Annotated in this window: 27 protein-coding genes and 4 tRNA genes; 3 read left to right on the top strand and 28 right to left on the bottom strand. The window is 36.2% G+C overall.

The genetic code is table 11. The features are described from left to right. The first annotated feature begins 218 nt into the window (after window positions 1–218). Both guaC and pepF read left to right on the top strand, forming a co-directional pair. Window positions 219–1,202, top strand: coding sequence for a GMP reductase (guaC, locus tag ACXY7N_RS21600; RefSeq protein WP_000432444.1), 984 nt, complete (start codon window positions 219–221; stop codon window positions 1,200–1,202). A gap of 136 nt (window positions 1,203–1,338) precedes the next feature. Beyond that, window positions 1,339–3,156, top strand: coding sequence for an oligoendopeptidase F (gene pepF, locus ACXY7N_RS21595; RefSeq protein WP_098985808.1), 1,818 nt, complete (start codon window positions 1,339–1,341; stop codon window positions 3,154–3,156). Between the two features lie 37 nt (window positions 3,157–3,193). Here the strand turns inward: pepF and ACXY7N_RS21590 are convergent, their stop codons facing one another. From ACXY7N_RS21590 to ACXY7N_RS21475, 24 genes are all read right to left on the bottom strand, one after another. Then, window positions 3,194–4,072 carry a radical SAM/SPASM domain-containing protein gene (locus ACXY7N_RS21590; RefSeq protein WP_016085356.1) on the bottom strand — a complete coding sequence of 293 codons (879 nt, stop codon included), beginning with the start codon at window positions 4,070–4,072 and terminating at the stop codon, window positions 3,194–3,196. Between the two features lie 181 nt (window positions 4,073–4,253). Then, complete coding sequence (gene rlmH / locus ACXY7N_RS21585) at window positions 4,254–4,733, bottom strand: 23S rRNA (pseudouridine(1915)-N(3))-methyltransferase RlmH (RefSeq protein WP_001027000.1); 480 nt, start codon at window positions 4,731–4,733, stop codon at window positions 4,254–4,256. 59 nt (window positions 4,734–4,792) lie between these two features. Beyond that, entirely contained in the window at window positions 4,793–4,978 is a 186-nt protein-coding gene (locus ACXY7N_RS21580) for a CxxH/CxxC protein (RefSeq protein ID WP_001052827.1), read from the bottom strand. A gap of 53 nt (window positions 4,979–5,031) precedes the next feature. Beyond that, a complete protein-coding gene (locus tag ACXY7N_RS21575) occupies window positions 5,032–6,207 on the bottom strand; it encodes a S1C family serine protease (protein ID WP_016136146.1) in 1,176 nt (391 codons plus the stop codon). 63 nt (window positions 6,208–6,270) lie between these two features. Further along, window positions 6,271–7,065: an MBL fold metallo-hydrolase gene (locus ACXY7N_RS21570; protein ID WP_000522836.1), complete on the bottom strand. Its 795-nt coding sequence runs from the start codon at window positions 7,063–7,065 to the stop codon at window positions 6,271–6,273. Continuing rightward, window positions 7,049–7,891, bottom strand: coding sequence for a two-component system regulatory protein YycI (locus ACXY7N_RS21565; RefSeq protein ID WP_016085354.1), 843 nt, complete (start codon window positions 7,889–7,891; stop codon window positions 7,049–7,051). Before ACXY7N_RS21565 ends, ACXY7N_RS21570 begins: the two co-directional genes overlap by 17 nt. After that, a complete protein-coding gene (locus ACXY7N_RS21560) occupies window positions 7,872–9,188 on the bottom strand; it encodes a YycH family regulatory protein (protein ID WP_098985807.1) in 1,317 nt (438 codons plus the stop codon). Before ACXY7N_RS21560 ends, ACXY7N_RS21565 begins: the two co-directional genes overlap by 20 nt. After that, on the bottom strand, window positions 9,185–11,026 hold the full coding sequence (gene walK / locus ACXY7N_RS21555; protein WP_000755363.1) for a cell wall metabolism sensor histidine kinase WalK: 1,842 nt from the start codon (window positions 11,024–11,026) through the stop codon (window positions 9,185–9,187). Before walK ends, ACXY7N_RS21560 begins: the two co-directional genes overlap by 4 nt. Window positions 11,027–11,029: 3 nt before the next feature. Next, window positions 11,030–11,737, bottom strand: coding sequence for a cell wall metabolism DNA-binding response regulator WalR (gene walR / locus ACXY7N_RS21550; protein WP_000971865.1), 708 nt, complete (start codon window positions 11,735–11,737; stop codon window positions 11,030–11,032). A gap of 283 nt (window positions 11,738–12,020) precedes the next feature. Next, window positions 12,021–12,093 (bottom strand) — tRNA-Phe (locus ACXY7N_RS21545). Window positions 12,094–12,134: 41 nt separating this feature from the next. After that, window positions 12,135–12,210, bottom strand: a tRNA-Asp gene (locus ACXY7N_RS21540). Between the two features lie 22 nt (window positions 12,211–12,232). Beyond that, a tRNA-Glu gene (locus ACXY7N_RS21535) sits at window positions 12,233–12,304 on the bottom strand. A 13-nt stretch (window positions 12,305–12,317) separates the two neighbouring features. Then, window positions 12,318–12,393: transfer RNA gene (locus ACXY7N_RS21530), tRNA-Lys, on the bottom strand. Window positions 12,394–12,534: 141 nt separating this feature from the next. Next, entirely contained in the window at window positions 12,535–13,824 is a 1,290-nt protein-coding gene (locus tag ACXY7N_RS21525; RefSeq protein ID WP_016085352.1) for an adenylosuccinate synthase, read from the bottom strand. 215 nt (window positions 13,825–14,039) lie between these two features. Further along, window positions 14,040–15,401, bottom strand: a complete 1,362-nt coding sequence (gene dnaB / locus ACXY7N_RS21520; protein ID WP_001286242.1) for a replicative DNA helicase — start codon at window positions 15,399–15,401, stop codon at window positions 14,040–14,042. A gap of 27 nt (window positions 15,402–15,428) precedes the next feature. Beyond that, complete coding sequence (gene rplI / locus ACXY7N_RS21515; RefSeq protein WP_000864237.1) at window positions 15,429–15,875, bottom strand: 50S ribosomal protein L9; 447 nt, start codon at window positions 15,873–15,875, stop codon at window positions 15,429–15,431. Next, window positions 15,872–17,845: a DHH family phosphoesterase gene (locus tag ACXY7N_RS21510; protein ID WP_016085351.1), complete on the bottom strand. Its 1,974-nt coding sequence runs from the start codon at window positions 17,843–17,845 to the stop codon at window positions 15,872–15,874. The genes rplI and ACXY7N_RS21510 overlap by 4 nt, the downstream gene beginning before the upstream one ends. A gap of 78 nt (window positions 17,846–17,923) precedes the next feature. Then, complete coding sequence (locus ACXY7N_RS21505) at window positions 17,924–18,859, bottom strand: YybS family protein (RefSeq protein ID WP_116363704.1); 936 nt, start codon at window positions 18,857–18,859, stop codon at window positions 17,924–17,926. A gap of 80 nt (window positions 18,860–18,939) precedes the next feature. Further along, on the bottom strand, window positions 18,940–19,173 hold the full coding sequence (gene rpsR, locus ACXY7N_RS21500; RefSeq protein ID WP_000918873.1) for a 30S ribosomal protein S18: 234 nt from the start codon (window positions 19,171–19,173) through the stop codon (window positions 18,940–18,942). A gap of 45 nt (window positions 19,174–19,218) precedes the next feature. After that, window positions 19,219–19,758, bottom strand: coding sequence for a single-stranded DNA-binding protein (ssb, locus tag ACXY7N_RS21495; RefSeq protein WP_098405315.1), 540 nt, complete (start codon window positions 19,756–19,758; stop codon window positions 19,219–19,221). A gap of 26 nt (window positions 19,759–19,784) precedes the next feature. Then, window positions 19,785–20,075 (bottom strand): 30S ribosomal protein S6, encoded by a 291-nt coding sequence (gene rpsF / locus ACXY7N_RS21490; protein WP_001233781.1) that lies wholly within the window; start codon window positions 20,073–20,075, stop codon window positions 19,785–19,787. Window positions 20,076–20,266: 191 nt separating this feature from the next. Beyond that, the gene (gene ychF / locus ACXY7N_RS21485) at window positions 20,267–21,367 is read right to left on the bottom strand and encodes a redox-regulated ATPase YchF (RefSeq protein WP_000524664.1); all 1,101 of its coding nucleotides are present in this window, start codon (window positions 21,365–21,367) and stop codon (window positions 20,267–20,269) included. A 115-nt stretch (window positions 21,368–21,482) separates the two neighbouring features. Then, the gene (locus tag ACXY7N_RS21480; RefSeq protein WP_000436051.1) at window positions 21,483–21,680 is read right to left on the bottom strand and encodes a DUF951 domain-containing protein; all 198 of its coding nucleotides are present in this window, start codon (window positions 21,678–21,680) and stop codon (window positions 21,483–21,485) included. A gap of 20 nt (window positions 21,681–21,700) precedes the next feature. Further along, window positions 21,701–22,582, bottom strand: a complete 882-nt coding sequence (locus ACXY7N_RS21475; protein ID WP_016085348.1) for a mechanosensitive ion channel family protein — start codon at window positions 22,580–22,582, stop codon at window positions 21,701–21,703. Between the two features lie 259 nt (window positions 22,583–22,841). Between ACXY7N_RS21475 and yyaC the strand changes: the two genes are divergently transcribed. Beyond that, window positions 22,842–23,438 (top strand): spore protease YyaC, encoded by a 597-nt coding sequence (gene yyaC, locus ACXY7N_RS21470; RefSeq protein ID WP_016085347.1) that lies wholly within the window; start codon window positions 22,842–22,844, stop codon window positions 23,436–23,438. A 20-nt stretch (window positions 23,439–23,458) separates the two neighbouring features. Here the strand turns inward: yyaC and spo0J are convergent, their stop codons facing one another. From spo0J to rsmG, 4 genes are all read right to left on the bottom strand, one after another. After that, complete coding sequence (spo0J, locus tag ACXY7N_RS21465) at window positions 23,459–24,310, bottom strand: stage 0 sporulation protein Spo0J (RefSeq protein WP_080117787.1); 852 nt, start codon at window positions 24,308–24,310, stop codon at window positions 23,459–23,461. Continuing rightward, complete coding sequence (gene soj, locus ACXY7N_RS21460; protein ID WP_016085345.1) at window positions 24,303–25,064, bottom strand: sporulation initiation inhibitor protein Soj; 762 nt, start codon at window positions 25,062–25,064, stop codon at window positions 24,303–24,305. Before soj ends, spo0J begins: the two co-directional genes overlap by 8 nt. A gap of 189 nt (window positions 25,065–25,253) precedes the next feature. Continuing rightward, window positions 25,254–26,126 carry a nucleoid occlusion protein gene (gene noc, locus ACXY7N_RS21455; protein ID WP_016085344.1) on the bottom strand — a complete coding sequence of 291 codons (873 nt, stop codon included), beginning with the start codon at window positions 26,124–26,126 and terminating at the stop codon, window positions 25,254–25,256. A gap of 105 nt (window positions 26,127–26,231) precedes the next feature. Next, the gene (gene rsmG, locus ACXY7N_RS21450) at window positions 26,232–26,951 is read right to left on the bottom strand and encodes a 16S rRNA (guanine(527)-N(7))-methyltransferase RsmG (protein WP_016085343.1); all 720 of its coding nucleotides are present in this window, start codon (window positions 26,949–26,951) and stop codon (window positions 26,232–26,234) included. Between the last annotated feature and the right edge of the window lie 11 nt (window positions 26,952–26,962).

Raw genomic sequence — 26,962 nt, 5'->3', positions numbered from 1 at the left:
TATTTAATTTTTTCTTTGCCTCACATAATTCTATATCAGAAAATCCTATATTAAAACATTTTTTGACAATACAAACCTATAATCAACTTAAATAGACTCAATTTGTAAATATAAACATCAAAACCTTTGACTTATGAGTGAAAATAATGTAAATTATCTTTTGGACGAACATTTTTAAATGAAATGAATAAAATATTCGTATTTTAGGGGTGTAAATGATGGAAAACGTATTCGACTATGAAGATATTCAATTAATTCCTGCAAAATGTATTGTAAACAGCCGATCTGAATGTGATACAACTGTCACTTTAGGTAAACATAAATTTAAATTACCTGTCGTACCTGCAAATATGCAAACGATTATTGATGAAAGAATTGCAACTTATTTAGCTGAAAATAATTACTTCTATATCATGCATCGTTTCCAACCAGAGAAACGAATCTCATTCATTAGAGATATGCAATCACGTGGATTAATCGCTTCTATTAGCGTTGGTGTAAAAGAGGACGAGTATGAGTTCGTACAACAATTAGCTGCTGAGCAACTTACACCTGAATACATCACGATTGATATCGCTCACGGACATTCTAATGCTGTGATCAACATGATTCAACATATTAAAAAGCATTTACCAGAAAGCTTCGTTATCGCTGGAAACGTTGGAACTCCAGAAGCGGTAAGAGAATTAGAAAACGCTGGTGCTGACGCAACAAAAGTTGGTATTGGACCTGGTAAAGTTTGTATTACTAAAATTAAAACAGGCTTTGGAACTGGCGGTTGGCAACTAGCTGCACTTCGCTGGTGTGCAAAAGCTGCAAGTAAGCCAATTATCGCTGACGGTGGTATTCGTACACACGGCGACGTAGCTAAATCTATTCGATTTGGAGCGACTATGGTTATGATTGGTTCTCTATTCGCTGGTCATGAAGAGTCTCCAGGGGAAACAATCGAAAAAGACGGCAAACTTTATAAAGAGTACTTCGGTTCTGCTTCTGAATTCCAAAAAGGAGAGAAGAAAAACGTTGAAGGTAAGAAAATGTTCGTTGAGCATAAAGGTTCTTTAGAAGACACTTTAATCGAAATGGAACAAGATCTTCAATCTTCTATCTCTTACGCTGGCGGAACAAAATTAGACTCAATTCGTACTGTAGATTATGTAGTCGTGAAAAACTCTATTTTCAACGGTGATAAAGTATATTAATTTTTAAATTTAACTCGAAGGACAAGTATTTTTATGCTTGTCCTTCTTTTTATGTATAAAAATGTTAAATATTTTCATTTAACTGAATTTTCTAGTATCATGTTTTTATATACTTATAATAAGGGGGATATAATAAATGAAAGATGTAATTGAGAAACGCCATATTCGCGCAGAAGTTCCTACTGAACTAACATGGGACCTCTCTGATTTATACGAATCTGATAAAGAGTGGGAAACTGCATTACGTGTATTAACAGATGATATAAAAAAACTTGATGCATTTAAAGGACAATTACATACTAGCCCTACTACCTTATTACATTGCCTACTTTTAGAAGAAGAGCTTTTAATGAAGTTAACAAAACTATACTCCTATGCAAATTTAAAAGAATCTACTGATCGTACAAATCCAGTTATTCAAGCGAACTCTTCCAAAATTGCCGCTTTATGGACGAAAGTACATACGGCACTATCCTTTATTCATAATGAAATCCTCTCATTCGATGAAGGTACAATTGAAAAATATTTAACTGAAGAAACACAGCTTGAACCTTTCCGTAAATCATTACTAGACATACTACAAAAAAGGTCGCACACGCTCTCTCCTGAAACAGAAGAAGCTCTTGCTGCGCTTGGCGAAGTACATAGTTCTCCATACAAAATTTACGGTATGACTAAATTAGCCGATATGGATTTTACCTCCATACAGGACGAACAAGGAAACGAACTCCCTGTCTCATTTGCATTATTTGAGAGCAAATATGAGTTTTCTCCAAGCGTAGACATACGCAGAAAAGCATACTCATCATTTGTTTCCACCTTGAAACGATATAAAAATACAGTGGCAACAACATATGCTACTGAAGTAAAAAAACAAGTAACACTTTCTCGTTTACGCAAGTTTGAATCTGTTACGCATATGCTTTTAGAACCACAAAAAGTCCCACTTGAAATGTATAACAATCAACTTGATATTATTTATAACGAATTAGCGCCTCATATGCGCCGTTTTGCAGATTTAAAAAAGAAAGTATTAGGACTCGATCAAATGCTGTTCTGCGACTTACATGCACCTTTAGATCCTGAATTTAATCCGACAATTACTTACGAAGAAGCTGGAAAACTTATTCAAGACTCTTTACAAGTACTCGGCAATGAATATAGTTCCATTATCAAAAAAGGATTCAAAGAAAGATGGGTCGATCTTGCAGATAATGTAGGGAAATCGACAGGTGCATTTTGTTCAAGTCCATATGGTTCTCATCCATACATTTTAATTACATGGCAAAATACGATGCGTGGATGCTTCACATTAGCCCATGAATTTGGGCATGCTGGTCATTTTTATTTAGCAAATAAAAACCAGCGTATTATGAATGTACGTCCATCTATGTACTTTGTAGAAGCACCGTCTACGATGAACGAATTACTATTAGCCCAGCATTTATTAGCGACTACTGACGATAAGAGAATGCACAGATGGGTCATTCTGCAACTACTCGGCACGTATTATCATAACTTTGTTACTCACTTACTTGAGGGAGAATATCAAAGAAGAGTATACACTCTAGCAGAAAAAGGCGAAGCACTTACAGCTACAACTTTAACTGAAATAAAAACAAATGTACTTTCTACATTCTGGGGAGATTCCGTAGAAATTGACGAAGGCGCTGGCTTAACTTGGATGCGTCAACCTCATTATTATATGGGCTTATATTCTTACACCTATTCCGCAGGCCTCACTGCATCTACTGCGGTAGCCCAAATGATTAAAGAAGAAGGACAACCTGCCGTTGATCGCTGGTTAGATGTACTTCGCGCTGGTGGTACGATGAAACCACTTGAATTAATGAAACACGCCGGAGTAGATATGTCCAAACCAGATGCAATCCGTAAAGCTGTTTCTTACGTCGGTTCCTTAATTGATGAATTAGAGCGCTCTTATCAAGAATAAAAAATAAGCCCTCGCTTTATGAGGGCTTATTTCATATTTACTTTCCAAATCTTTTACGGTATCCACATTTCCTGCATAGCTCTTCGACTGCAACTCTTTTCGAAAATCCATCGACAATGTTTGTTGCTCTTTCACCTTCTATAATGTTAGAAAATGAGTCATTATTAATATTCCCAAGGTTAATAATTCCCTCACCATCTAAACAGCAAGGAATAACCGTTCCGTTCGCTAAAATTCCAGCCTGATTACGAAGACCGTGACAGAATCCTTTTCCATCATCCTCTTCTTCATGTAATGCCGGCCACTGGAATTCATAGTCTTGATTAATAAAGACACGGTCCGCAATTTTTATACCTTTTCCTGGTGTAAGCTTCTCTTCAATTTGATAAGATAGATCAAACTCATTTTCAATGATGGATAATAAATCTCTATTTTTCTGGATTTCAGCATTTGTTTTATTATCCTGAGTTAAATTCCATAACCTTAGCGAAACAATTAAATCCGATTGACTTGTCGCTTCCCTAATAAAGGAAAGTATACTTCTTACATAGCCCTCTTTATCTTGCGAGCCTGGGTGTCCATCAAAACTGTGCAGTGAAAAATTCATTTGTCTTAACGCAGGCTTATTTAACAGTCTATGCCTTCTCTTATTAATTAACGTTCCGTTCGTTGTAATATTAACTTTAAACCCTTTTTCATGGCTTAAATCTAACAGCTGATCTATTTTCGGATGAAGCAACGGCTCACCCTTCACGTGCAAATAAATGTAGTCTGTGTGAGGTTTAATTTGGTCTAATCTTTTAGCAAAATCCTCCACAGAAATGAATTGCTTCTGCCTTTCCGTCGGCGGACAAAAGCTGCACGCAAGATTACATACACTCGTAATCTCCAAGTAAAACTTTTTAAACTTCTTCACCTTTAATTCCTCACTTCTATGACTACTTATACTTTTTTCCTCTTCATATTACATCACACTTTTTTAGAAATAGAAACATACTTATTTTAGGAAACCTATATACCATCTATTAATGTTTAAAAGACCATCGGTAATTTTTGTCCAATGGTCCTTTTTACTCTTGTTATATATAAAAGTAGTTTTATTTATGATACGGTTCACCACGATTAATCCGAAATGCTCTATACACTTGCTCAAGCAATACTAATCGCATTAATTGGTGTGGTAATGTCATCTTTGAAAAAGAAAGAGATTCGTTTGAACGCTTCATTACTTCTGAACTTAGTCCAAGGGATCCACCAATTACAAAGGCAACTTTACTCTTTCCATATGTAGCAAGACGATCTAAGCTTATCGCAAATTCTTCTGATGATTTTTGCTTTCCTTCTATCGCTAACGCAATCACGTGCGTATCATCAGAAATTTTATCCAGTATACGTATACCTTCTTTTTCTTTTACAATTAACATTTCTGCTTCACTTAAATTTTCTGGTGCCTTTTCATCTGGCAATTCAATTACTTCTACTTTTGCGTATGCAGATAATCGTTTTAAATATTCTGCTATACCTTGTTTTAAATATTTTTCTTTTAATTTCCCAATTGAAATAATCGAGATATTCACACGTATTCCCCACCTTACAAACATGTTATCCACAGGACTTATCCACATATCCACAAATGTTACCCACATATTGTGTGAGAATCTGTGTTCGATACAACATATGTCGCCTCATTTTGACAAAATTCACATGTTTTTTTCTCTTTTTCTGAGTTATCCACATTGTTGATAACTGGTGCAACTTCACACTCATCCACAATAATATCTAAAGCTAATTCAACATGTTCTAAACAACAAGGTAAATTCATATTCTTCACCTCACTTTTCTACAATAGAAAACAGGAGGTAGGCCCTCCTGTTTTTAATACTTTTGAATGCCTAGTTTAACCGTTGTTGTTGCTCGTTTTGTACCACGATAAAACGTAAGAGTCATTTTATCATTAATTTTTTTATCATATAAGGCCGTACGGAATCCGATAATATCGCGAACCGGTTTTCCATCTACTGCTACAATTACATCGTGTTCTCGTAAACCAGCATCTGTACCTGGCGAAGGACTTTTCACATCTAAAATGCAAACTCCCTCTGTTACATTGCCTGGTAAATGCAATGTTTTTGACCAATAGTAGTTTGGAATCTCATTTAATGATCTCAGTTCAATTCCAACATACGGTCTTCTTACTTTTCCATACTTCTCTAATTCATTCATAATTGGAACAGCTCTAGTAACAGGAATAGCTAGCCCAATTCCTTCTACTTCTTTTGCAGCAATTTTCATTGAGTTAATACCAATTAATTGACCTGCTGCGTTTACAAGCGCACCACCACTATTACCTGGATTAATTGCTGCGTCTGTTTGCAATACTTCTACTTGCCAATCATAATGTCCATCTTGATCTAAGTCTACAGGGACAATACGCTCATTAGCCGAAATAATGCCTTGTGTGACGGTTCCAGAAAATTGTAGCCCTAGTGGGTTTCCAATCGCAATGACTGGTTCTCCTCTTCGAACAGTATTAGAATCGCCAATCTCAATTACTTTTTTCACATGCTTTGCATCTATCTCTAGTACAGCCAAATCTGTGACTACATCGGTTCCTAATACCTTTCCTGAAACCTTCTTACCGTCACTTAAACTTACTTCAATACGATTTGCTCCAGCAACAACATGATTATTCGTTACAATATAAGCTTGACCATCTGTCTTCTTATAAATTACACCTGATCCCGTACCTGCTTCTGAATCTGCCTCTGAAAAATTATCTCGTTGAATATTAATAACTCCAACAACAGCTTCAGACGCACGATCAACAGCATCCACAAAGCTAATCTGTTTAATTCCTTGAGCTTCGGCCATATTACTTCCACTTGCTTCAGCTTGCGGAAACGCGTCCGTATCATTTGAAAATAAAGGAGCTCCAAATGCAAATAATGAAGCTCCTACAATTGTTCCTGCTATGCTAGAAATAACAATACCTTTATGCTTCTTTTTCCTTGCACGTTTCATACGGTAATTTTCTTCATCAATAAAGGACATATTTGTTCACCTATCTTCCTGAAAACAACTATATTCACCTTTATTGTTTACTAAAATGAAGAATTATACGTATTGAATTTTTGTAGGCATTTTCGGATCTGTATCGTGAATTTCAAAAGCTTCTCCCACTCCAAATCCTTTTTCCTCTAATACTTGTGATACTGACATACGTGCTAGTTCTTTCATGTTATTATCTAAACTTAAATGGGCTAAATAAATATGTTTTGTCTCATCTGTAATTACATCCGCCATCGCTAATGCAGCATCCTCATTACATACGTGCCCAACATCACTTAAAATACGTCGCTTAATACTCCATGGATAACGTCCCATACGAAGCATTTCCACGTCATGATTACTTTCAAATACGAAAGCATTAGCTCCCTTAATAACACCTTTCATACGGTCACTCACGTACCCCGTATCTGTAATAAGGGCTAACTTTCTATTATTATTATGAAAAGCATAAAACATCGGCTCTGCAGCATCATGAGAAACTCCAAATGATTCGACCTCAATATCGCCGAATGTTTTTACATCCCCAACTGAGAAAATAAATTTTTGCTCAGTTGGGATATTTCCTATTAAATGTTCCATTGCATTCCATGTTTTCTCATTTGCATAAACAGGCAAATCATATTTACGTGCCAATACACCTAATCCTTTAATATGGTCACTATGTTCATGTGTTACAAGAATACCTGATACATCATTTATATTTAGTTCTGCCTGTTTAAATAAAGCCTCTGTTGCTTTACCACTTAAACCTGCATCGACGAGTAATTTTTTTTCATCCGTTCCTACATATAGCATATTCCCTGTACTTCCACTTGCAAGCACGCTAAAATGCAAACCCATTCTTTCTCACTCCAGTATGTTCATCAACCACTTGATTTTCCCTTTCCCCTAGTTCCATAACTTGTCCTTCAATTGCATTTACAAAGAAGTCCTGTTTCTGCTCCGTTTTTAAATTCCATGTTGGAGCGAGTACTTGGTTATTAGAAGTAGATGCGGTAAGGGTGGCATAACCAATTTGTGCTTCTTTTACATGTGTATTCCCATGAACTTTATTTTTTAAATACAGATTTTCTAAAGCCGTTTGGGCAGTAATAATTTCTTGCTGTTTCGTTTTTTCACTTTCGCCCATTTCTTTTAAATCAGTTAGCATCGTCTGCGTATACGACACAAGTTCATTTTTTTCATTTAATTCCACAACAATCATTGCCTGATCGTTATAGAAAATAGGCTTATCTTTATATTTTTGGAAGAAGTAAATTTTAGAGTCTTTCATCGCGCCAAACTCATACTTTTGTCCATCCAATACATAGTTCTTCAAAAAATCACTATACTTGTCTTTAGATAATGATTTTGTATTTAAAAAGGGCTCTTTTAGCTTACTTTCTATCTTGTACATATTTTGTATATGCGCCGTTTGATTTTTTAAAGACTGTACATCTTCTTCTTTAAATGCCTTGTTTTCCGCCCTAATAAATGACTCTTTTTTCGGTTCTTTAGGGAAATTACCCATAGTAATTTTGTTTGCTTTTAATTCTTGATCTATCTTTGTTTCTGCAATAAGCTCCAATTGATTACTATCTTGCTTTTGAATGAATTGAAAAATGAGAAAGAGGTCCAAAACAAAAAAGGTCACAATAAATATGGTTTTAATCCGATCCCAATCCATTTAGTCCTCCCTCACTCCACTCATATATTTTTTGTTTGCCAGCTTCATCTTCAACAAACTTTACATACCAGATTGGCTGTAGTCGAGCCACTTGCCCATCTAGTGATAATTTGTATCCAATACCAATGTCTTTAATGAATCGTTTATCTACCGCGGCATTATTTTCTAAAGATGCTATCACAACGTGACCTGATGGAAGAGTAACCTTCTGTTCTATACCTTTCGTATTTAAAGACAACAATGGTCTTTCATATTCCATTACTTCTTCTGATCCCCATACTTGTCTCAATTCAGCTAATCCATCTGTATTGAATACGGAATATCCATCTTCATGTAAACGGAATACTGTCTGTCCTTTATTCATATAGTCCAAACGATATGAATCCAAACTCCCACTGTGACCATTTACAAAATCAAAGCTTTTTTGTAAAAGCATTAAATTATCTGTCGTTTTCTCACTTGAAACAGAAGAATTCTTATACTTTAGCATATGATAATCGTTTTCAATCTCCATGGATCTAATACCATCTGTAAATGTCTCTTTCGATTTCTCGGTAATTGGGCTTAAATAACGTGGGTCACTAAAAAGAGCATTCTTAAATGTATCAACTGCTAAATTAGATGAAATATATGTTATATTATTTAATTCTGTCGTTCCATCTGGTAAAAATAGCTTCTTCATATCATTAATTTGATAATCAAAGTAAGGTTTCGCCGATACTATAAATTGATTTTGTGCGTTTACAACATCTTTTAAATACACACCACTTAATTTTGCTTCATATATTCTAGAGTTATCACTATCAGAAACAAAATTAATTTTAATTTCTTGATCTCTACTTCTAGAAGGATCAAGAATAATTCGATTAAAATGTTTCGGCTTATCTATACTTTTTTCTTTCATATTAAACATAGATTTAACTGCATCAAATGGGACGTTGGTAGGAAAAACAAGCTCAATTTTCCCTTCACCATGCACATAAGAAAGGAAATCAGCCTTAGCAATCGATATCTCTCTGAAATCATGTAATTCCCCTGCTTCCAAAGGTTTATAGATTGATTCTATATCTCCCTCTCTTTTGCTCCCGTAATGATTTTTATCTTTATGCACGATGATAGAAGTAGGGCGGACAACATCAGCGATTTTAGTTTGAGTAGTTCCTTCGTTCCCCTGCACAAATTTTGCGTTTTGCATAGATGTGGAATCTGGCACATACGTCCATAAGTTAAAAGTAAGAAATAGGCTAATTACAACTAAATTAATTAAAACTATCGTTTTAACATTTTCCATACTCATTCCCAATCGTCCTCTTCATCCGCTGCCATTGGCAATGTGAAATAAATAGTTGTCCCTTTTCCTTCCTCACTCTTCGCCCAAATCGAGCCACCATGTGCCTCAATCATTTCTTTCGCAATTGCTAATCCAAGTCCTGTACCACCCATTTGTCTGGAACGTGCTTTATCTACGCGATAAAAACGTTCAAAGATTTTATCGACGTTTTCTTTCGGAATACCCATTCCTTGGTCGCTTACACTAATCTCTAATAATTCCCCGCGATCACGTAAGCGATATGTTACCGTTCCACCTTCTGGTGAATACTTTAATGCATTCGAAATAATGTTATACAAAACTTGCGTAATTTTATCCGTATCCATATCAATAAATCGGGATTTTTTAGAGAAAGATCGTTTAAAACTTACGTTTTGCTCTTTAGACATTTCAAAACGATCAATAATGTTATTAAAGAAGTCAGTAAAGTCGACCCATTCTTTCATTAAACGATGTTCTGTACTATCAAGTTTAGATAGTTGCAATAACGCATTTACAAGTCTAATCATTCTTTCTGTTTCTTCTTGTGTAACTGTTAAAAATTGCGGTGCAATATTCGGATCTTGCCACGCACCGTCTGTAAGTGCCTCTAAATAACTGCGCATTGTTGTTAATGGCGTTCTTAATTCATGAGAAACGTTTGCTACAAACTCACGGCGTTCCCTTTCTATACGCTCCTGCTCAGTTACATCATATAATACGGCAATTAAACCATTTGCTTTCCCTGTCTCTTTTTGAATAACAGAGAAACTAGCGCGTAAAATATATGGCTCATTTCTTGTACTAAAATCTAATAAAACAGAATCCGGCTCTTCATATAAATGATCAAGTGTAAATTCTTCTTGTATCCCTAATACTTCTAAAACAGACTGATCGAGCGCCGTTTCACGCGAAACATTTAGCATCTTTTCCGCAGGATCATTTAATAAAATAATGTCCCCTTTTCGGTCAGTAGCAATTACTCCATCTGTCATATGTGATAAAACAGATGATAATTTACGTCTTTCACTTTCCGTTGAAGAACGAGCTTGTTGTAATTTTTTTGATAAATTATTGAAAGATAATGCTAATTGTCCAATTTCATCATGGCTATGCACTTTTACTTTCCTTGAATAGTTTCCTTTTGCCATTTCAATCGCTTGTCTTCGCATATCTGAGATTGGTCTCGTAATCGTTTGAGCTAACAAAATTCCAAGTACAGCTGTTACGAGTAATGCAATTACAGTTCCAGTCGCAAAAATTTGATTAATATCCTTCATCTGTTTATAAACATCTTCCATAGATGCAACAATGTAAATAACACCAAGTGCATCTTTGCCGTTATCATCTAGAATCGGAGTAAGCATAACTTGTACGCGATGGCCCGTACGGCCATCCTTCTCAATTTTCACTTCTGGCTTTTTTTGTACCAATACCCGCTGAACAGCTATATCAGTTGATGTTCTATTTACCTTATTTTGCTTTGACTCATCTGAAATAGCGAGTAACTTTCTATGCGAATCAAATACACTTACCTCTTGAATATCTTTCTTTCGATCAGAGGCAAATTTTCGAATTGACGTTTTAATCGTCTCATCTGTTGACTCTGTTTCTGCTTTTGTATAACTTTTTTTAAACTCTTGTTTCAAGTTATACGCTAATAAGTTCGTTTGCTGCGTTAAAGAATCTCTAAAGCCTTGCACAAGGCTCTTTTCTAACTCTCTTACGAAATATACTCCAATAACTTGCATAGCTATTAATATTAATAGCATATATATGAGTACAAATTTTAAATGAATAGATTGAAAAAAACCGACTTTCTTCATATACTATTCCTGCTCTGGGTCACGCAAGTAATACCCTACTCCACGTCTAGTTACAATTAAAGTAGGATGACTTGGATTATCTTCAATTTTTTCACGTAAACGACGCACTGTTACATCCACTGTACGTACATCTCCAAAATAGTCATAACCCCAAACTGTTTGCAATAAATGTTCGCGTGTCATAACTTGTCCTAAATGTTTTGCTAAATAATGTAGTAGCTCAAATTCACGATGTGTAAGTTCAATATTTTCCTCACGTTTCGTTACACTATACGCATTTGGATTGATAACAATTGGTCCAATAACCATTTCCGTATTTTCTTCTTTTTCTGCAGCACCACCTTGTTGATGACGACGTAAATTCGCCTTCACGCGAGCAAGTAATTCCCTCGTACTAAATGGCTTCGTTACATAATCATCTGCCCCAAGCTCAAGCCCTAATACTTTATCGATTTCAGAGTCCTTTGCTGTAAGCATAATAATCGGCATTTCTGAGCTTTTACGTATTTCACGGCAAACCTCTAAACCATCTTTACCTGGTAGCATAATATCTAATAAAACCATATCTGGCTGTTCTTCATTCGCTTTCTCAATTGCTTCATCACCATCATGCGCCATTACAATTTCAAAACCCTCTTTTTCTAGGTTGAACTTCAAAATGTCCGCAATCGGCTTTTCATCATCAACTACTAAAATTTTCTTTCCCATCATCGTCTATTTCCTCCTCATAAAAATATGGTCAATGATTCTTAAATATATTGATGTTTCTATAGTATATCCCTATATGACAGCAACCTTTATTTAAGTGTTCTCTCCTCTATTCTCATAGACTCATGTATGATCCACCTTTACACGGAATCCTATACGATCTACAGAAAAACCTCTAGCTTCAACTGCTAGAGGCTCCTCATCCTATTGTAAAATAACTACACACATTTGTAAAACTACACAAAATAAAAAGGATATTAAGTGGGCCCACTTAATATCCTGAGAGTGGCTCGGGACGGAATCGAACCGCCGACACGAGGATTTTCAGTCCTCTGCTCTACCGACTGAGCTACCGAGCCAAAACTATATATAAAACCACTAATGGTGGTATAAACAAAAGTGGCGGTCCCGACCGGGGTCGAACCGGCGATCTCCTGCGTGACAGGCAGGCATGTTAACCACTACACCACGGGACCAAAAATGAAAATAAAAAAAACATGACCCGTACGGGATTCGAACCCGTGTTACCGCCGTGAAAGGGCGGTGTCTTAACCACTTGACCAACGGGCCACGAAAAATAAAATGGTGAGCCATGAAGGATTCGAACCTTCGACCCTCTGATTAAAAGTCAGATGCTCTACCAACTGAGCTAATGGCTCATACTCACCAACGTCATATTTTCGTGACGACAAGATGTATCATAACATATCTTCTTTATTTTTTGCAACATCTTTTTTTATTTTTTTATAAAAGATAAGAAAAAACTCATGCGGACATGAGTTTTTTCTCAAAAATATCAATTAAGCTTCGTATACGTTACGAACGATATTTGTTTGGTTACGATCTGGTCCAACTGAGAACATAGATAATTGAATTCCTGTTAACTCAGAAACACGTTCTACGTATTTTCGTGCATTTTCAGGAAGCTCGTCTAATGATTTTACACCAGTAATATCTTCTTCCCAACCTGGAAGTTCTTCGTATACAGGCTCACATTTCGCTAAAATGTTTAAGTTTGCTGGAACTTCATCGATAACTTCGCCATTGTATTTGTAAGCAACACAAATTTTAAGAGTTGGAATACCTGTTAGAACGTCGATAGAATTTAATGATAGATCTGTTAAACCACTAACACGACGTGCATGTCTTACAACAACACTATCAAACCAACCTACGCGGCGTGGTCGACCAGTTGTCGTTCCATACTCACGACCAACTTCACGAATTTGATGACCAATTTCATCATTAAGCTCAGTAGGGAACGGGCCATCACCTACGCGGCTTGTATATGCTTTACATACACCTACAACGCGAGTAACTTTCGCAGGACCAACTCCAGTTCCAACTGTTACACCACCAGCAATCGGGTTAGAAGATGTAACGAACGGGTACGTACCGTGGTCGATATCAAGCATAACACCTTGTGCACCTTCAAATAATACACGTTGATCGTTATCTAGTGCATCATTTAATACAACAGACGTATCACATACATATTGCGCGATTTGTTGTCCGTACTCGAAGTACTCTTCAAAGATTTCTTCTACACTGAAACCTTCTGTATCGTACATTTTTTCAAATAAACGATTTTTTTCTACTAAATTGCGCTCAAGCTTTTCTTTAAATGCTTCACGGTCTAAAAGATCAGCCATACGAATACCAATACGAGCAGCTTTATCCATATATGCAGGACCGATACCTTTTTTCGTTGTACCGATTTTGTTATCACCTTTACTCGCTTCTTCTAACTCATCTTGTTTTAAGTGATAAGGTAAAATAACATGCGCACGGTTACTTACGCGTAAATTATCAGTACTTACACCACGATCGTGTAAGTATTTTAACTCTTCAAGTAATGCTTTCGGATCTACTACTAAGCCGTTTCCGATTACACAAATTTTCTCTTTATAGAAAATACCAGATGGAATTAAGTGTAATTTATATTTAACTCCGCCGAAAACAATTGTATGTCCCGCGTTATTTCCACCTTGATATCTTGCAACTACTTCCGCATGCTCAGAAAGAAAATCAGTGATTTTACCTTTTCCTTCGTCGCCCCATTGTGTTCCTACAACTACTACTGAAGACATTATTAAAGCACCTCCGCAATTTTCAAACGATCTATTCAAACAATATAATTGTACCAAAACCGAAAAAGAAGTCAACCAAAAAGCGAACATTTTTTTATAAAAAAACATTTTCGTTCGTAAGAATTATATTTTCACATTATGAAAGCCTTATCTTTCCTATAAAAAAAAAGAAACACATCTTATTATAAGAAATGTGTTTCTTTTTTATACTATCTTTATGCAGGCGGCGCATGTCCATCCTCGAAGCGACGTTCTAAGTTAACGAACTTATTGAACTCTTTAACGAATGCGAGCTCTACTGAGCCTACTGGACCGTTACGCTGCTTTGCAATAATAATTTCAATCGTATTTTTATTTTCCGTTTCTCGGTCGTAGTAATCTTCACGATATAAGAAGGCTACAATATCAGCATCCTGCTCAATACTTCCCGATTCACGAATATCAGACATCATCGGACGTTTATCTTGACGAGATTCTACACCACGAGATAACTGTGACAAGGCAATAACAGGCACTTGCAATTCACGTGCAATCCCTTTTAGTGTACGAGAAATCTCAGATACTTCCTGCTGACGGTTTTCTCCTGATTTCCCGCTTCCTTGAATAAGCTGTAAATAGTCAATCAAAACCATCCCAAGACCTTGTTCTTGCTTTAATCTACGACATTTCGCTCGAATCTCATTTACTTTAATCCCTGGTGTATCATCAATATATATACCAGCATTAGAAAGGCTACCCATCGCCATCGTTAATTTCGCCCAATCATCAGAAGTTAATGATCCGGTACGAAGTCTTTGCGCATCAATATTTCCTTCTGCACAAAGCATACGCATAACAAGCTGATCAGAGCCCATCTCCAAACTAAAAATCGCTACATTTTCATCCGTTTTCGTCGCTACGTTTTGTGCGATATTTAATGAAAATGCGGTTTTCCCTACTGATGGACGTGCCGCTACGATAATTAAATCATTTCGCTGGAAACCTGCGGTCATCTTATCTAATTCAGTAAATCCAGTTGGTATCCCAGTAACTTCACCTTTTTGATTATGCAAAAGTTCAATTTTATCATAAGCATCTACAAGAACATCTTTAATGTTTTGGAATGCTTTTGCATTTGTTTGGTGAGATACTTCTAATATTTTTTTCTCAGCCTCATTTAGAAGGCCGTCCACGTCATCTTCTCTCTCGTATCCATCTGACACAATATGAGTCGCTGTTCGAATTAAACGACGTAAAAGTGCCTTTTCAGCGATGATACGTGCATAATATTCTACGTTAGCAGCCGTTGGAACAACTTCTGCTAACTCTGCTAGATAAGAAACTCCACCAACTTCTTCTAATAATCCTTGATCAGCCATCGCTGATGTCATGATTACTAAGTCAATCGGTTCTCCTTTATCAGATAACCCAAGCATGACTTCAAAAATCTTTTGATGTTTCGTTCGATAGAATGAGTCAGGTACTAATAGTTCCGATGCTGACGTTAACGCATCCTGATCAATCAATATAGCACCCAAGACTGCCTGCTCAGCTTCTATATTATGCGGAGGGGTACGATCAGCCATTACATCACTCATACGCAATCCTCCTTGCTTAACTTATTTTTATTGTTCACTAACATGAACTTTTACTGTTGCTGTTACTTGCGGATGCAATTTCACAGTAACATTTGTATAGCCTAATGCACGAATTGCATCATCCATTTCAAATTTACGCTTATCAAGTTTAATCTTGTGTGATTTTTGCATTGCATCTACGATTTGTTTGCTCGTAATAGAACCGAATAAACGGCCACCTTCTCCAGATTTTGCCTTTACTTCTACAGTTAGTTTCTCTAATGTTTCTTTCAATTCTTTTGCATTTTCAACCTCTGCTGCTGCATCTTTTTCCTCTTTGCGCTTTTGAGCTTCTAAAGTTTTCATACTGCTATTTGTTGCTTCAGCAGCTAATCCTTGTTTTAATAAGAAGTTATTTGCATAACCATCTGGTACGTTTTTTACTTCTCCTTTTTTCCCTTTACCTTTTACGTCTTTTAGAAAAATTACTTTCATGATTGTGTGCCTCCCTGTAAATAGTCATCAATAACAAATCGAAGCTTCTCCTCAGCTTCATCTACTGTAACATTTTTCATTTGTGTGGCTGCATTCGTTAAATGCCCACCACCGCCTAAATTTTCCATAATTAGCTGCACATTCACTTCACCTAAAGACCTGCCGCTAATTCCAATGAAATTCTCGCCACGTTTTGCAATAACAAATGACGCAATAATTCCTGTCATTGTTAATAATGTGTCCGCCGATTGCGCAATAAGCACTTGATCGTAGTAATCATCACTATCAACTTTTGCAATCGCAATTCCATTTGTATAAATGTACGCATTTTTAATAGCTTTTGCAACCCGTAAATACTGATCCATATCTTCTTTTAAAAGCTCTTGTACAAGTACAGTATCTGCACCATGTGAGCGTAAATAAGAAGCAGCATCAAACGTACGAGCACCCGTCCGGAATGTAAAGCTTTTCGTATCAACAATAATACCCGCTAACAATGCTGTCGCTTCTAACATTGTCATTTTTAAATTTTTCGGTTGGTATTCAAGTAATTCTGTAACAAGTTCTGCCGTAGAAGAAGCATATGGCTCCATGTAAACAAGCAATGGATCTTCAATAAAATCTTCTCCTCGGCGATGATGGTCAATAACAACTACATTTTCAATTTTGCGTAAAAGCTTTTCTTCCATCACCATTGAAGGTTTATGCGTATCAACAACTACAAGTAAAGAATCATCATTTGCAAATTCCATCGCTTGTCCTGGTGTAATAAAGTGTGACCATAATTCTTCGTTTTGTTTCACTTTATCCATCAAACGCTTAATTCCCTTATCAGAATCATTTTCATCTAGCACAATATATCCTTTGCGCTCATTTAATTGCGCTACCTTTAAAATACCAATCGCAGCACCAATTGCGTCCATATCAGGAGCCCTGTGCCCCATTATAATGACATTGCTACTTTCTAATACTAAATCCTTTAATGCATGCGAAATAACTCTGGCACGTACACGAGTACGTTTTTCAACCGGATTTGTCTTACCACCATAAAACTTAACTTTACCTGTTGCCTGTTTAATAGCTACTTGATCTCCACCACGGCCAAGCGCAAGGTCTAAACCGGACTGCGCCATCGCCCCAAGCTCTGATAAAGGTAAATCACCTGATCCAACACCCACACTTAAAGTAAGTGGTATATTCCTTTTGGAAGTTTCTTCACGCACCTGATCTAAAATGCTAAATTTCCCTTTCTCCATCTGTGCTAAAATACTTTCATTTAGTACAACGAAGAATCTTTCTGAAGATGCACGTTTTAAATATGCCCCATACTTAACGGCCCATTCATTTAGTCGTGAAGTTACAAGACTTGTTATATTCGTACGTAATTGATCATCTAAACCTTGTGTAACTTCATCATAATTATCTAAATAAATGACAGCCAAAACAGTACGTTGATCCTCGTACATCTTTTCGATCTCTGTTTGTTCCGTTACATCAAAGAAATAAATTAACTTTTCTTCTTTCCTTACAAAAACACGAAACTTTCGATTATTTAAAGAGACTATATCATCGGAAGTTTCTCCCTTAATAAAAAGAAGTAACGTTTCTGATACATCATAAAGGTGCCATCCAGCTAACGCATGCTGTCCCAGACATGAAGATAAATAAGGATTCGCCCAATCAATCCCATAATCCTTATTGTATAACAAAATACCGATCGGCATTTGGTTAAATGCCTCATTACTCACTTTCTTTACCCTTGTAATCATATCTGTCGTATGTTTTTCAAAATTCTTTTGAAAGGTAAGTTCAAATCGTACAACAACAAAAAGGACGATACAAAAAATAAAAAAGGCGGCTATCCCCATCATTAAATGAAAATAACAGAGGATCGAAATGAGCACAAACACGAAAAATGCCAATACATAAACAGGATATAAAAACCACTGTTTCTTATAAAATTCAGGCATGTATACAACTCCTATAAAGTAAAACTAACTCACCTTCCAGTTAGTTAAACAGATTAAAATAGTATAAGGAATATTACTTTATCCTCCTATTTTAGAACGCAATGAAATCCCTAAATCAATTATACCTAAGATTGTCACAAGAGGAAACAGCATCGGAATAAACATGCAGACAATAAAACTAATAATAGGAACACCTTTCGTAAAACCTTTTCTATGCGCTAAAAAAGCAATAAATGTCAGACCTTGCAGTACGAGTAATAATGCAAATATGACATTTAGGTTAGAAAATACCATATGTAAATATGATGTCGGTTCTACTTTTATAAAAGTTGATAGCAAAATAAATATAACGTAATACCAAACAATACTCTTTGGTAATTGTATATCTTTAAATTTAGGCCAAGGTATAACATCATGTTTTAACTTTCTCAAAACACTGCCCGATAATATTACTGTGATCCAAGAAAAACATGCAGAAACGAGCACAAGTATACTTGGAAATAACGTTTGTAACATATCATTCATTTGTGCAAATAACTCTTTTTGTTCTTTACTAATCGGCATACCAGCAGCACTGACTATCTTTTCGCTTTGCGTCATACTTTCATTGAACATATTTTGCATTTGCTTCATTAAATCTATGTTAAAAAACTTTATACTCGCAACATAAATGAGCATAATACCAATTAAGTATGCAAGCGTCCCCGCTATCAAAATTTCTACCGGCTTTTTTTGTTTTTTATACATATATCCTAAAACGATACCTATCAATCCAAACATAGTTGTCTTCACTAGGTTCATCGGCTGACTGACAATAACAGTAATAAAAAGCGCCGCCGTAAAAATTACAAAGGCATTAGATAATTTATATCTAATCGTTAGCAATATAAATGGCAATGGCAACGCAAACGTTACAACCGTACCTAAAATCGGAACATACATAGATATAAGCAATAACATTGCATATATTGCTAACAACGCTGCACCCTCAGTAATAAATTTCGTATTTTTCATCCTCTAACCTCTCTTTCAAAAAAGAAAAGCATAGCAAAATGCACAGTAGAGTCCGACTCTACTGTGCATTTCATACGCTATTATTCACCAACATATGGTAAAAGTGCCATTTGACGAGCACGTTTAATTGCAACTGTAAGTTTGCGTTGGTATTTCGCGCTTGTTCCTGTTACACGACGAGGTAAAATTTTACCACGCTCAGAAACGAAACGTTTTAATAAATCAACATCTTTATAGTCAATGCGAGTGATGCCGTTAGCTGTGAAGAAACACACCTTACGACGTTTCGCACGTCCACCTTTGCGTCCTGCCATATCTATTTCCCTCCATTCTTTGTTAAAACTAACAAATTTACTGTATTAGAACGGTAAATCGTCGTCGGAAATGTCGATCGGTTGACCTACATTTGAAAATGGATCGTCATTCTTCGTAAATCCAGAGTTACCTTGGTTACCTTGGTTACCTTGGTTACCTTGGTTACCCGGATTACTAGATTGACCAAATGGGTTAGAGCCTTGGTTACCGAAACCAGCTCCTGATGGTTGCTGATTAAATGAACCACGTTGCTCCCCACCGCCATTACGCGGCTCTAAAAATTGTACGCTTTCCGCAAGAACTTCTGTTACGTATACACGTTTACCATCTTGTCCATCGTAATTACGAGTTTGAAGACGTCCGTCTACGCCTGCTAAGCTACCTTTTTTCAAATAATTTGCTACGTTTTCTGCTTGTTTACGCCATATTACACAATTAATAAAGTCAGCTTCACGCTCACCTTGTTGATTGGCAAATGCGCGATTCACAGCTAACGTAAAAGTAGCTACTGCAACACCATTGGGCGTGTAACGTAAGTCAGGGTCCTTAGTTAAACGACCAACGAGGATAACACGATTCATCAATCGAACCACTCTCCCTTATATATCAATTATTTTTCTTCTTCTTTAACAACGATATGACGAAGGATATCTTCGTTGATCTTAGCTAAACGGTCGAATTCGTTAATCGCTTCTGCGTTAGAGTTCACGTTTAAGATCATGTAGAAACCTTCACGTAAGTCGTTGATTTCGTAAGCTAAACGACGCTTACCCCACTCTTTCGTGTTAATGATTTCTGCACCATTGTTTGTTAAAACACCTGCAAAACGTTCAACTAAAGCTTTTTGAGCTTCTTCTTCAACGCCAGGACGAATGATGTACATAATTTCGTACTTTCTCATTACACTTTCACCTCCTTTTGGTCTAAACGGCCCATAATGGGCAAGGAGCAATTAATTTATAGTAATTACTCACGAGTTTAGATTATATCATAGTAAGTTGGATGAATCAACTCACCCATACATAAAAAGCTTGGCAAACACATAATATATTTGCCAAGCTCATATCTTTATTTTTCCTAGGAAATATTAAATTAAACGTTGAAGCGGAAGTGCATAACGTCTCCGTCTTTTACGATATACTCTTTTCCTTCTAAACGTACTTTTCCAGCTTCTTTTGCAGCTGTCATAGAACCGTTTGTCATTAAATCATCATAAGAAACTGTTTCTGCACGAATAAATCCACGCTCAAAGTCTGTATGAATTACACCAGCACATTGTGGTGCTTTCATACCTTGTTTAAACGTCCATGCACGTACTTCTTGCACACCAGCTGTGAAGTATGTAGCAAGTCCTAATAAATCATATGCAGCACGAATTAATTGATCTAAACCAGATTCTTCAATGCCTAGTTCTTCAAGGAATACCTTTTTCTCTTCCTCGTCTAACTCAGCGATTTCTGATTCGATTTTTGCACATACAACGATTACTTGAGAATTTTCATTTGCAGCAAATTCTTTTACCATTTGTACGTATTTGTTTTCAGAAGGATCCATAATATCATCTTCACTTACGTTTGCTACGTATAACATTTCTTTCGTTGTAAGTAAATGAAGGCCCTTCACAATCTTCATTTGCTCTTCTGTAAATTCAACAGTACGAGCCGGTTTTCCCTCTTCGAAAGCTTCTTTTAAACGCACTAAAATTTCATGCTCATATACTGCTTCTTTATCTTTTTGTCTTGCTAATTTTGCAACACGCTCGATACGTTTATCAACAGATTCTAAATCTGCTAAGATTAGCTCTAAGTTGATTGTTTCAATATCATCGATTGGATCTACTTTCCCTGAAACGTGCGTAATATTTTCGTCTTCAAAACAACGAACAACTTGGCAAATTGCATCTACTTGGCGAATATGAGATAAGAATTTATTTCCTAAACCTTCACCTTTACTAGCACCTTTTACGATACCTGCAATATCAGTAAACTCAAATACAGTCGGAACAGTTTTTTTCGGTTCTACTAATTCCGTTAATTTATTTAAACGCTCATCTGGTACTTCTACAATTCCTACGTTTGGATCAATTGTACAGAATGGATAGTTTGCAGATTCTGCTCCTGCTTGTGTAATTGCATTAAATAAAGTGGACTTCCCTACGTTAGGTAATCCAACAATCCCAGCCGTTAATCCCATATTTTTCACTCCTATGTCTCAATCTTTCATCATTATAGATAGTAACGAAAAAAATGACAAGTTTCCTCCAAACGAAAAAAAGTAACAGCTACCCATTGCAACTGTTACTTTCTCTCTATTCTTCGTGCTTCACAAGTATTTTTTTCACCTTACGATCAAACTCTCTTCGAGGAATCATTACTGAATGGTCACATCCCTCGCACTTAATGCGGATATCCATTCCCATACGAATAATCTTCCAACGATTCTCACCACATGGGTGGGCTTTCTTCATTTCCACAACATCGTACAAGTTATACTGCTTTTGCTCCATTCTCCAAACCCCTCTCCATACTAAATTGCTTTTCCACTCACCAATTCTTCACGATTATATAAAACCATACGTGGATATGGAATTTCAATACCATGTAAATCTAGACGATTTTTAATTTCTTTACGAAGTGCTCTTGCAACAACCGCATGTTGCATCGGCTCTACTTCCGCAATAACACGTAATATAACTTCCGATGCAGCCAATGTTTGCACACCTAATAACTGAGGCGTTGTTACCATTTGCGCATACTGTGCAGGTAATTCTTCTAATAACTCTTCAATGACTTGCTCCGCCTTCGCTATGTCAGCCTCATACGAAATAGATACATCAACAAATGCAACACTGTTACTAACTGAATAGTTCGTAACTTGAATAATACTTCCGTTTGGTAAAGTATGAATTTCGCCTGTCCAACTCTTTACTTTTGTTGTACGAAGTCCAATTTCTAAAACGACTCCCTCAAACTGACCAATTTTTACATAGTCACCGACTGAAAATTGATCTTCTAACAAAATAAATAATCCTGTAATGACATCTTTTACCAAACTTTGAGCACCAAATCCGACCGCTAAACCAATTACCCCGGCACCTGCTAATAAACCAGATGCATTAATATTAAACACACCTAAAATCGCAATTAACATAATGAACATAACAACGTATGCCACAATATTTTCAAGTAACTTCGCTACTGTAACTGTACGACGTTCTGAAATTTGAATTGGTGAACGGCTTCCCATGCGAAACGCATTTCGTACAATTGCACGCGCAACTCGTACCACAACTGCACCGATTATTAAAATAATACATATTTTCAATGTCGCCGTTCCAATATCAGCCCAACGATCAGCATTTAATAAATACTGTTTCGTGGCATTAAACCACTGTGTTAATAAATCCATGTACCTCTACCTCTCCAGCCAAAATTTCTTTTTAGTTATCCTTCTTATTGTATCAGAAGTCTCCTAATTGCTGAAAAATTTTTATGACTTTAATTGCATTTGTTAACTTCCATACAGGTATAAAATGGAATGAATATATATATACTAGTACTATTATTTCCGTTTCCACTCAAGTTTTACAGGAATTACGCACTTATAGTTTTCCATTTTACTCACCATATAACATATTTTGAAAATTTATTAAAAGGATGGATGCTTCATGAATATTGGAAGTTTTCGCTTACCTTTTTTCGAAAAAGAAACTCAAAATGTTATGCACCAAGACGTAGAAGCCTCCGAGACAATTAGTAACTTCTTACTTGCCCACATCCCTATTAAAACGAATATACCGGTTATTCTCATTTGTATCGGCACAGATCGTTCTACAGGCGATGCACTCGGTCCGTTAGTCGGTACGAAACTAGAACAAGTAGGAATTAAAAACTTCCAAGTTTTCGGCACACTAGATGAGCCAGTACACGCGCTAAATTTAGAAGAGAAAATTCAGAATATACAGAAAGATAATCCTACTTCATTTATCATTGCGGTTGATGCCTGTTTAGGAAAGTCTCAAAGTATTGGTTCCATCACTACCGGAATGGGGCCTAGTAAGCCTGGAGCTGCAATGAATAAAAAATTACCTGCAGTTGGTGATTTACATATTCATGGCATCGTAAACCTAAATGGTTTTATGGAGTTTTTCGTCCTGCAAAATACAAGACTAAGTTTAGTCATGAAAATGGCTGATGTAATTGCGCAGAGTATAAAAGAAACCGACCAAAAACTATCTGTATTAAAAAAAGCAAACCATCTATAAATAATAAGATGGTTTGCTTTTTAGTTTTTCTGTGCTAACAATTCTAAAATACGATTTAAATCTTCTTTATTAAAAAATTCAATTTCGATTTTACCTTTTTCTCTTTTCGTTTCTTTAATTTTCACATCTGTACCAAACTTTTCTCTTAAGAACGTTTCGCGTTCTACGAAAAATATGTTTCTCTCTTTTTTCACTTGTTTTGTTTCACGTGAAACGCGTTGATTAATCTCCTGAACAATTTTCTCTAATTGACGAACATTTAATCCTTCTTTTTCGATTCGTTTTAATAAAGAATTTAATTGTTCTTCATCTTTTATCGTAAGCAAAGTTCTCCCATGAGCCATTGAAAGCTGACCATTTGCAATCATATCTTGCACAAAAGAGGGGAGGCTTAATAACCGCGTATAATTTGCAATGTAAGGTCTGCTCTTACCAAGACGTTTCGCTAATTGTTCTTGCGTTACATTTAGCTCATTCATTAACATTTGATATGCCATTGCTTCTTCCATTGGATTTAAATCTTCTCGTTGTAAGTTTTCAAGCAATGCAAACTCCATCATTTGTTGCTCACTTAATTGTCTTACAACAGCAGGTACCTTCTCGAGTCCTGCCTCTTTGGCAGCACGATATCTTCTTTCACCTGCAACAATTTCATATCCTTTAATACTCTTTCTAGCAATTAACGGTTGCAATATACCGTGTTCCTTAATAGAAGCCGCTAATTCCTGAATCGCCTCTTTATTAAAGTGTTTACGTGGTTGATATGGATTCGGTCTTAATTCAGTTATCACAACCTCCTGAATTGTCTCTTCTTCTTTCACATCTAAATCAGGAAAAAACACATTGATTCCTCTTCCTAATCCTTTAGCCACCTGCAATCACTTCCTCTGCTAAATCTATATATACTTCTGCCCCTCTTGATTTAGCGTCATACTGCATAATTGGTTTCCCATGACTTGGTGCTTCACTTAAACGAACATTACGAGGAATAATCGAACGGTATACTTTATCCCTAAAGTATTTTTTCACTTCATCTATAACCTGAATCCCTAAATTTGTACGGGCATCCAACATCGTTAGCAATACACCTTGAATTGCTAGATTTTTATTTAAGTGCTTTTGCACAAGTCGAACTGTATTTAATAGCTGACTTAATCCTTCTAGTGCGTAATATTCGCATTGAACAGGAATAATAACAGAATCTGCTGCTGTTAATGCATTAATCGTTAATAACCCTAAGGACGGGGGACAGTCGATAATAATATAATCATATTCATCACGAACTGACTGTAATGCCCTTTGCAAACGTACTTCCCGGGAAATAGTCGGTACCAATTCAATTTCAGCACCTGCCAATTGAATTGTAGCGGGTAGAACATCTAAGTTTTCAGTTGCGGTTTTCCGTACAACCCCTTGAACATCTGCATCTTCCACAAGAACGTTGTAAATACATTGATCTAATTCGGATTTTTCAATTCCCACACCAGTCGTTGCATTTCCTTGAGCATCAATATCTACAAGAAGGACCTTCTTACCTACTTGTGCCAATCCAGCCCCTAAATTAACAGATGTTGTTGTTTTCCCAACGCCACCTTTTTGATTGGCAATAGCAATGATTTTTCCCATGATGTCACCTACTTTCAACCTTTCTATCTTATTCTAGTAACAATTACGTTTATTGTAACATGAAATAAAAGTTTTTCTTTTACGTCCTTATTAAACTTCAAAATTTATTTCTAAACTCCTTCTTCATCTAACAAGAAAATATAGTAAAAGAGACCTATCCAATAGGATAAGGTCTCTAACATGCCATTATTATTTTTTCTTCGGAATTTTAATTGTAATTTGATAGTACTCATCAAATTCTTCTTCCTCAGAATTAACATTTAAACCACTGTCAGCAACCATTTGTAATGACTGCCTAATTGTATTCATGGCGATTCTCGTATCTCGACTTACTGCTTTTTGCTTCGCCTTACGCTTCGGTTTTGCTTCCTCTAGTAATTTCGCAATTCGTTCCTCTGTTTGCTTTACATTCAGTTGTTTCTCCACAATTTCCTGTAAAACCTTCAGTTGTAATTCCTCATTCTTTAAAGGAATGAGCGCACGGGCATGGCGTTCTGTAATACTTTTTTCTAATAACGCACCTTTTATTTCTTCAGGCAACTTTAACAATCGCAACTTATTTGCGATTGTGGATTGTCCTTTTCCAAGTCGTTGTGCCAATGCTTCTTGTGTTAAATTATGTAACTCAATTAGCTTTTGATATGCCACAGCTTCCTCGATTGCTGTTAGTTCCTCACGCTGCAAGTTTTCAATTAAAGCTACAGAAGCTGTCTCTGTATCATTTAAGTTCTTTATAATTGCAGGTACCTTTTCCCACCCTAACTTTGTTGCCGCACGGAAACGCCTTTCTCCAGCGATAATCTCGTACTTATCATCCTCATATTGCCTCACAACAATTGGCTGAATCAGTCCGTGTGTACGAATCGTTAATGCTAGCTCTTCAATACGCGCATCATCAAAAACTGTTCGTGGTTGATAACGGTTAGGGGTAATATTTACTATCGGAATTTCCTGTATTTCTTCATATACCTTTTTATCTATTTCTTCATGGCTTTCGTCTTGTAATTCGAATTCGCTCTCTTTATCTCCAAAGCCAAATAAACGAGAAAACGTATTTTTCATACATATTCCACCACCTTTTAGGCCTATTGACTATTCTCCATAAAATGTTTCCTATGAAACATTTACGTTTTCATTTATATAATTTAATCTTACGTCTAATAAGATTTATTTTTCAATAGGTAATTTATTGGGTGTTCCCGGTTTGCGTGGATATTTCTTTGGTGTCTTGCGCTTTTTCTCGATTAATAAAATATTACGTTCACTTTCTTCAAACGGTAATTGGAACGTAGACATTTCTTTTAAATTCCCGCCTAGCACCTCTAAAGCATACTTGCCATTTTCAATTTCTTCATTTGCTGCGGCACCTTTCATTGCAATGAATGTTCCCCCAACTTTTACAAGTGGTAAACATAATTCACTTAATACCGAAAGACGCGCAACTGCACGTGCCATTACAATATCGTACGATTCACGTACACCTTCTTTTTTCCCAAATGTTTCAGCACGATCGTGACAAAACGCAACGTCACTTAATCCCAATTTTTGTGCTAAATGATTTAAGAAGTTAATACGTTTTTGCAATGAATCTACAATTGTCACTTTTAAGTGCGGGAAACAGATTTTTAAAGGAATACTTGGGAAGCCAGCTCCTGCACCAACATCACAAATTGAGAATGGTTTTGAAAAATCATAATAGAAAGCAGCGGTAATGGAATCAAAAAAGTGTTTTAAATATACTTCTTCTTTCTCCGTAATAGCCGTTAAGTTCATTTTTTCATTCCACTCTACTAATGTTTCGAAGTAGATTTCGAACTGCTCTAACTGTCTAGAAGAGAGGATGATACCCTTCTCTTCTAGCATAGATTGAAATTGTTCTATGTTCATCTAACAATATC

This window comes from Bacillus sp. 5w2 (assembly GCF_054353775.1).
The sequence above is the reverse complement of the archived record's forward strand: the minus strand, read 5'-3'. Positions and strand labels throughout refer to the sequence as shown.